Source organism: Nocardiopsis sp. TNDT3, assembly GCF_003427465.1.
Classification (GTDB): Bacteria; Actinomycetota; Actinomycetes; order Streptosporangiales; family Streptosporangiaceae; genus Nocardiopsis; species Nocardiopsis dassonvillei.
The window spans coordinates 1-6,534 of record NZ_QPFC01000830.1 but is presented as its reverse complement, the minus strand read 5'-3'; the positions used below and the strand labels follow the sequence as shown (position 1 = coordinate 6,534).

Here is a 6,534-nt window from a genome sequence, read left to right as displayed (position 1 = left end):
CGGGCCGCCGGGTCAGCGCCGGTGGATCCGCCGTCCGCTCAGCCTGCCGGGCGTGATCCTCAGGACCTGGTCGCGCTCCCCCTCGGCCCAGGGCCGGGGCAGGCCGCCCTGCGGCAGGCGCGCCAGCTCGGCGGCGTCGCGGATCCACGCGCACGGCCCGCTGGCCAGCACGCTCCACCCCTCGCGGCGCTCCTCGTCGAGGCTGTCCACCTGGAAGGCGGCGTACCCGCGCGCGTGGCGCATGATGGCCCCGGCCAGCGTGGAGCGGAACACGATGCCGCCGTCGACCATCGTGTAGTTCACCGGCAGGACCGTGGGCGCCGCGTCCCCCTCGATGGTGAAGGCCACGCGCCCGATGTCGCGCGTGGCCAGCAGGTTGAAGCAGGTCTGGCGCTCCAGGACGGTGAAGCTGGCCCCGTCGTCGCCCTCGATGATGTCGGCGCCCTCCAGCAGCTCCTGCTCGTCGGCGAGGCGGTCGGTCCCCGCGTACTCGTCGGACGGTCCCCGCTGCTCCGGCGGCGCGACCGGTCCCGTGACCGACACCGGCGGCGGTTTCATCCGGTCGGCGCCCTCTGATCCAGCCATCGCTAGCTCCCCCGAGAAGAGTGCCCCCGTGTCCTCCCTCCGCCGTCGGCGCGGTTCGCGGGCCCGGGGACGCGGCCCGCGCGCCGTCGGCGAAGGTCCCCGCTCCCCGACTACCCCCCGGGGCGACCAGCGCAAACAGCCGGGAGGCCCCTCCCGGGCCGGAAGGGGCGGCCCGGGGCGTTCTCGGACGGGGCGGGATGTTTGATTCCCCTGGGTATCGGTCAACTTACTTAGGGTGAATGCCCGGCGCCTGTCAGGAGGCATGACGTGCCCGCTCGACACACCGCCGCCGAACCCCGGCGACCCCGGATCCTGGACGTCACCCTGCGCGACGGCGGCTACCTCAACGACTGGCGCTTCACCGACGCCACCGTGCGCGAGCACACCAAGGTCCTCGGCGAGGTGGGCGTGCCCTACGTGGAGGTCGGCTACATCAGCGACGACCCCGGGCGCGAACCCACGCTCCGGTGCGCGCCCGACCTGCTGCGCCAGGTCGGCGAGGACGCCGGACCGGCCCGCGTCGTCGCCATGCTCGCTGTGAACGGCAGGAGTCCGGACGAGGTCGCCGCCCTGCTGCGGCCCCGCGCCGAGGTGCTCGACGTGGTCCGCCTGACCTGCCTCCTGGAGAGGCTGGACCACGTGCTCGCCGCGGCGGAGGCCGTCCGCGCCTCCGGCGTCACCTGCTCGCTCAACCTCATCAGCGTCACCGCCTACGAACCCGGGGAACTGGCCGGGGCGGCCGAGCGCGTCGCCCGGGCGGGCGTCGCCGACTGGCTCTACCTGGCCGACTCGCGCGGCGCGCTGCTGCCCGAGCACGCCGCCGAGCTCTTCGCCGGGGTACGGGCCGCCTGGCCCGGCCTGGCGGGCTTCCACGGCCACGACAACCTCGGCCACGCCGTCGCCAACTCCCGGATCGCGCTGGAGGCGGGCTTCGACCTCGTGGACGGCTCCCTCCACGGGTACGGTCTGGGCGGCGGCAACACCGACCTGGCCGAGGCGCTGGCCCTGGTCGGGGAGGTGGACCGCCCGCGTCTGGCCTCCCTGGCCGAGCGGGTGGCGGCGGAGATGCCCCCGCCGCCGCCCTTCCAGCACCTGTATCCCCTCACCGGCTGGCGCAACCTGGAACAGGAGTGGGCCCCCGACGTCTGGGAGGCCCACGGCGAGGGGGCCGAGGAGTTCCTGCGCGGCCTGGCCTGGAAGCGCTACAAGGAGGTCGGGGAGGTCCTGGACGATGCGTCGGCTCCCCGGCCCTGAACACCCGGTCGGCGGCGGCGCCCAGGCCCGAGCCGCGACCGCGCACCCCACCACCCCCCGGAGGAACGGTTTGACCCGGCCCGTCCGCTGTCTCGTGCTCAACGACCGGCACCCCCTTCCCACCGACACCCTGGACCACCTGTCCGACGCGCTGGAGGCGCACTGGGTCCAGACCGCCGACGGCGGCCTGGACCCGGCCGAGGAGTTCCGGCGACACCCGGACACGCGGGTCCTGGTCACCACCTACACGGACCTGGGCGCGGAGAACCTGCGGCTGCTGCCCGAGCTGGAGCTGGTGGTGGCCACCACCACGGCCGTGGAGTACGTGGACCTGGAGTACTGCCGCGAGCGCGGCGTGGCCGTGTGCAACACCGCCGGGTACACTGGCGCGGCGGTGGCCGAGCACGCCGTCGCGCTGATGATGGCCGTGGCCAAGAGGGTCGTGCCCGTCCACGCCCGCGTCCGGTCGGGCGACCTGCTCTGCGCGGGGGAGCAGGGGATGGAGCTCGCGGGCGGCACCGCGGGGATCGTCGGCATGGGCGGCATCGGCGCACGGGTGGCCCGTATGGTGCGCGGCCTGGGTATGGCGGCCGTCCACGCCAACCGCAGTCCGCGCCGGGCCGAGGGCTCGGTCCAGGTGGAGCTGGACGAGCTCCTGGCGGTGTCCGACGCGGTCTTCCTCACCCTGCCGCTGGACACGGCCACCCACGGCCTGCTGGGCGCGGCCCAACTCGCCCTGATGAAGCCCTCGGCGGTCCTGGTGAGCATCTCGCCCAACGAGGTCGTCGACTCCGGGGCGCTGACGGAGGCGCTGCGCGCGGGGCGCCTGCGCGGCGCGGGGCTGGACCTGGTCGGCGAGCGCAACCCCTACCCGCCGCTGGACAACCTGGTGCTCAGCTCCCGGTTCGCCGCCAACACCCGCGAGTGCCAGGAACGTCGCCGACGGGTGTGGGCGGCCGCGGTGGAGGCCTTCGTCCGGGGCCGGGAGCTGCCGCACCGGATCGTGTGAGGATGGGAACGGGCCGGGCGGCATGCGCTCGCCCGGCCCGTATCTCGGGGGTGGGACGCCCTAGCGGCCGGTCACCCGCACCGGGGTGTCGTCCAGGGAGTCGTCGCGCGTCTCACGGCTGATCAGCAGCGCCACCAGGGTGATCACGCCGACCAGGACCAGGTAGCCGCCGACCCAGTTCAGTCCCAGGGTGCCCGCCAGCCACGTCGCGATGTAGGGGGCGAACGAGGCGCCCAGCAGGCCCGCCAGGTTGTAGGCCACCGAGGCGCCGGTGTAGCGCACCTTGGTCGGGAACAGCTCCGGCAGCACGGAGGCCATCGGGCCGAAGGTCAGGCCCATCAGGCTCAGCCCCACGATGAGGAAGGCCAGCACGCCGACCGTGCCGCCGCCGCCCATCAGCGGGCCCATGGCGAAGCCGAAGACGATGATCGCGACGGTGACCCAGACCAGGACCGGCTTGCGGCCGAACCGGTCGGCGAGCAGGCCCGCGACGGGGGTGAACACCCCGAAGAACACCACGCCCACCAGCAGGAACACCAGGAACTGCGACCGGTCGTAGCCCAGGCCCGCCACCGGGTCGGTGCCGAAGCCCAGGGAGAACACGGTCATCAGGTAGAACAGCACGTACGTGGCGAGCATGATCAGCGTGCCCAGCACCACGGCGGGCCAGTTGGTGCGGAACACCTCCGCCATCGGCGACTTGACCCGCTCGCCCGAGGCGACGATCTTGGCGAAGGCCGGGGTCTCGTGCAGGGTCAGGCGGACCCACAGGCCGACCACGATCAGCAGGGTCGAGAGCAGGAACGGCACGCGCCAGCCCCAGGCCAGGAAGGTCTCGTCGCTCATGAACTGGCTCAGGGCCAGGAACACGCCGTTGGCGAGGAAGAACCCGATCGGCGCTCCCAGCTGCGGGAACGAGCCGTAGAAGCCGCGCTTGCCGGGAGGGGCGTTCTCGGTGGCCAGCAGGGCCGCGCCGCCCCACTCCCCGCCCAGTCCCAGGCCCTGGCCGAAGCGGCACACCGCCAGCAGCAGCGGGGCCAGGACGCCCACCTGCGCGTAGGTGGGCAGCACGCCGATGCCGACGGTGGCGATGCCCATGGTCAGCAGGGACGCCACCAGGGTGGCCTTGCGCCCGACGCGGTCGCCGAAGTGGCCGAACACCCAGGAGCCGATGGGGCGGGCGACGAAGGCGATGGCGAAGGTGGCCAGCGACTGCAGCCGCGCCGCCAGCATGTCGCCCTCGGGGAAGAACAGCGCGGGGAAGACCAGGACCGCGGCCGTCGCGTAGATGTAGAAGTCGTAGAACTCGATGGACGTCCCCACGAGGCTGGCCGTGAGGACCTTCCTCTTGGGATTGGCCGGTGGCTCGGCCTCTTCTGGTGCGCGTGGGGCGACGTCCGTCATGGGACTTCTTTCCAGGTCAGTGGGTGCGGATGGCTGGATGCTAGCTCCGCTCGCCACTGTATGAAACATTTGTCTCACTATATGGACATATGCGTTCTCTGTGTCCGTCTGGGGTTTTCCGCAGGTCCGGAAGCGCGGATCCCGCGCGGGCGGCCCTCAGACCTCGGGGAGGGGGCCCGGGCGCACCACCCGCGTGCAGTTGTCCCGGAAGCGCTTGACCAGCTCCCCGTTGGGGCGGTCGCTGCGCTCCACCCACTCCCGGGCGGCCTCCTCGGTCGCCCCGCCCGCGAGCTGGCGCCGGTGCAGCCTGCGCTCGCGCAGGTCGTCGTCGGCCTCCACGTACCACAGCTGGGCGAACAGCCCGCGCAGCCCGGCCCAGGGCTCCTCGCCGCCCGCCAGGTAGTTGCCCTCGGTCACGACCAGCCGGGTGTGCGGCTCGATCACGTGCCGCGCGGCGACGGGTTCGTGCAGCACGCGGTCGTAGTCGGGCACGTAGACGGGGTGGTCGGTCTCGGCGAGCAGGCGGCGCACCAGGGCCGCGTACCCGTGCGCGTCGAAGGTGTCCGGCGCGCCCTTGCGGTCGCGCCGCCCCAGCCGGTCGAGCTGGGCGTTGGACAGGTGGAAGCCGTCCATGGGCAGGTACCCGGCCGTGCCCGGGCCCAGCACGCCGTTGACCCCGGCCACCAGGTGGCGGGCGAGCGTGGACTTCCCGGCGGCGGGGGCGCCCACCAGGCCGAGTACGCGGCGGCGGGGGCCGCCGGTGGCGGCGGCCAGGGCGAGGGCGTCGGCGACGAGCGGTTCGGACATGGAACGAGCCTACGCACCCCGGGGCGCCCCGCGCCGGGGCGGTGTCCGCCGGGCCCGCCGGGACGGCGGCCCCGGCGGGCCCGGTGGTCCCGGTCAGGGGACGTGGCCCACGTGGGCCAGCGCCTGGCGCACCAGCACGTCCTGGCCGCCCGTCATCTCCTCGCGCAGGTGCGCGCCGACCGCCTCCTCCGGGGTGAACCACACCAGGTCCAGGGCGTCCTGGCGGGGCTGGCAGTCGCCCGAGACCGGGACGATGTAGGCCATCGCCACCGCGTGCTGGCGGGCGTCGTGGAACGGGGTGACCCCCGGCGTGGGGAAGTACTCGGCCACCGTGAACGGCTGCGGCGAGACGGGGACGCGCGGCAGGGCCACCGGGCCCAGGTCCTTCTCCAGGTGGCGCAGGAGGGCGTCGCGGATCCGCTCGTGGTAGAGCACGCGGCCCGAGACCACCGAGCGGTGGAAGCTGCCGTCGGGCGCGGCCCGCATGAGCAGGCCGACATGGGTCACCTGCCCCACCTCGTCCACCCGTACGGGAACCGCCTGGACGTAGAGGACGGGCATGCGGCCGCGGATGCTCTCCAGCTCCTCGGGGGAGAACCAGCCGGGCTGGGTGTCGGCGGTTTCGGTCATCGGGTGCGCGGCGGAACGCCGCGGCCGTCGGCCGGGGCCCGCCGCTCCCTCCCTTCTCGTGGGCTGTCCCTGGGATCGGCCCCGGGCCCGGCCCGTGGGCGCGGGCACGCGGGGGTGCCACCTGTACCGCTTCTACCGCACTCGGGCGCGGAAGGCCACGCGCGGGGGCGTGCCCGGAGTGTCCGAGAGGAGAAGTGAGGGGTCGAAGCCGCGGTCGCGCGCGGTGCGTCCCGCCCACCCGCCGGACGGGGTGACACGGGACTGTCCCTACGGCCACATCAGCGAGTTTTCGCGGGTTTTTCTCACGAAAAGCTCCCACGGTCTCTCTGGAGAGGTTACGATCTCGTACGCGGTTGCGTAGTGGAAAGGTTACGTCCGGTGAGAGGTGGCCCGAGTGGCGAGGAATGCCCGGTTCTCTGCCCAGGAGCGTTTCCCCTGTACGGGTGTGACGGTCGTGCCCGTCCACGGAGAGGTTGACCTCGCCACCGCCGACCGCGTGCGCGATCGGCTGCTCCAGGCCGCGCACGCCTCACGGTGCGACTGCCTGGTGGTGGACATGTCCGGGCTCGACTTCTTCGACGCGAGCGGCGTCAGCGCCCTGGTCGCGGTCTACAAGAGCCTCACCCGCGAGGGGCGGCACGTGGTCCTGGCCGAGCCCGCGCCCATCGCCGCGCGCGTGCTGGAGGCGCTGGGCATGGGGCGCGTGTTCGAGATCTACCCCCTCCTGGAGATGGCGCTCACACACACCAGCGGTCTGCGGGTCGACGGCGACCCGATCCGCAACACGGTGCCCGAACTCCCGTGACCGGGTCCCGGTCCCCGCCCCGCACGGGGGGACCGGGACC

General features: G+C 73.5%; 7 protein-coding genes. 3 read left to right on the top strand and 4 right to left on the bottom strand.

Annotation, left to right across the window (positions count from 1 at the left end):
- Positions 1-12: 12 nt before the first annotated feature.
- A complete protein-coding gene (locus DQW06_RS20150) occupies positions 13-585 on the bottom strand; it encodes a pyridoxamine 5'-phosphate oxidase family protein (protein ID WP_013153288.1) in 573 nt (190 codons plus the stop codon).
- Between the two features lie 267 nt (positions 586-852).
- On the opposite strand from DQW06_RS20150, the gene DQW06_RS20145 reads away from it, so the two are divergent.
- Both DQW06_RS20145 and DQW06_RS20140 read left to right on the top strand, forming a co-directional pair.
- Positions 853-1,839, top strand: a complete 987-nt coding sequence (locus DQW06_RS20145) for a pyruvate carboxyltransferase (RefSeq protein ID WP_013153287.1) — start codon at positions 853-855, stop codon at positions 1,837-1,839.
- 70 nt (positions 1,840-1,909) lie between these two features.
- Positions 1,910-2,848 carry a 2-hydroxyacid dehydrogenase gene (locus DQW06_RS20140; protein WP_210746439.1) on the top strand — a complete coding sequence of 313 codons (939 nt, stop codon included), beginning with the start codon at positions 1,910-1,912 and terminating at the stop codon, positions 2,846-2,848.
- Positions 2,849-2,908: 60 nt separating this feature from the next.
- Here the strand turns inward: DQW06_RS20140 and DQW06_RS20135 are convergent, their stop codons facing one another.
- The 3 genes from DQW06_RS20135 to DQW06_RS20125 form a co-directional block, all read right to left on the bottom strand.
- Positions 2,909-4,252, bottom strand: a complete 1,344-nt coding sequence (locus tag DQW06_RS20135) for an MFS transporter (protein ID WP_198048793.1) — start codon at positions 4,250-4,252, stop codon at positions 2,909-2,911.
- Between the two features lie 156 nt (positions 4,253-4,408).
- The gene (locus DQW06_RS20130; RefSeq protein ID WP_117199107.1) at positions 4,409-5,059 is read right to left on the bottom strand and encodes a nucleoside/nucleotide kinase family protein; all 651 of its coding nucleotides are present in this window, start codon (positions 5,057-5,059) and stop codon (positions 4,409-4,411) included.
- A gap of 93 nt (positions 5,060-5,152) precedes the next feature.
- A complete protein-coding gene (locus DQW06_RS20125) occupies positions 5,153-5,689 on the bottom strand; it encodes an NUDIX hydrolase family protein (RefSeq protein ID WP_013153283.1) in 537 nt (178 codons plus the stop codon).
- 445 nt (positions 5,690-6,134) lie between these two features.
- Between DQW06_RS20125 and DQW06_RS20120 the strand changes: the two genes are divergently transcribed.
- Positions 6,135-6,494: an STAS domain-containing protein gene (locus tag DQW06_RS20120; protein ID WP_019607103.1), complete on the top strand. Its 360-nt coding sequence runs from the start codon at positions 6,135-6,137 to the stop codon at positions 6,492-6,494.
- Positions 6,495-6,534: the final 40 nt, after the last annotated feature.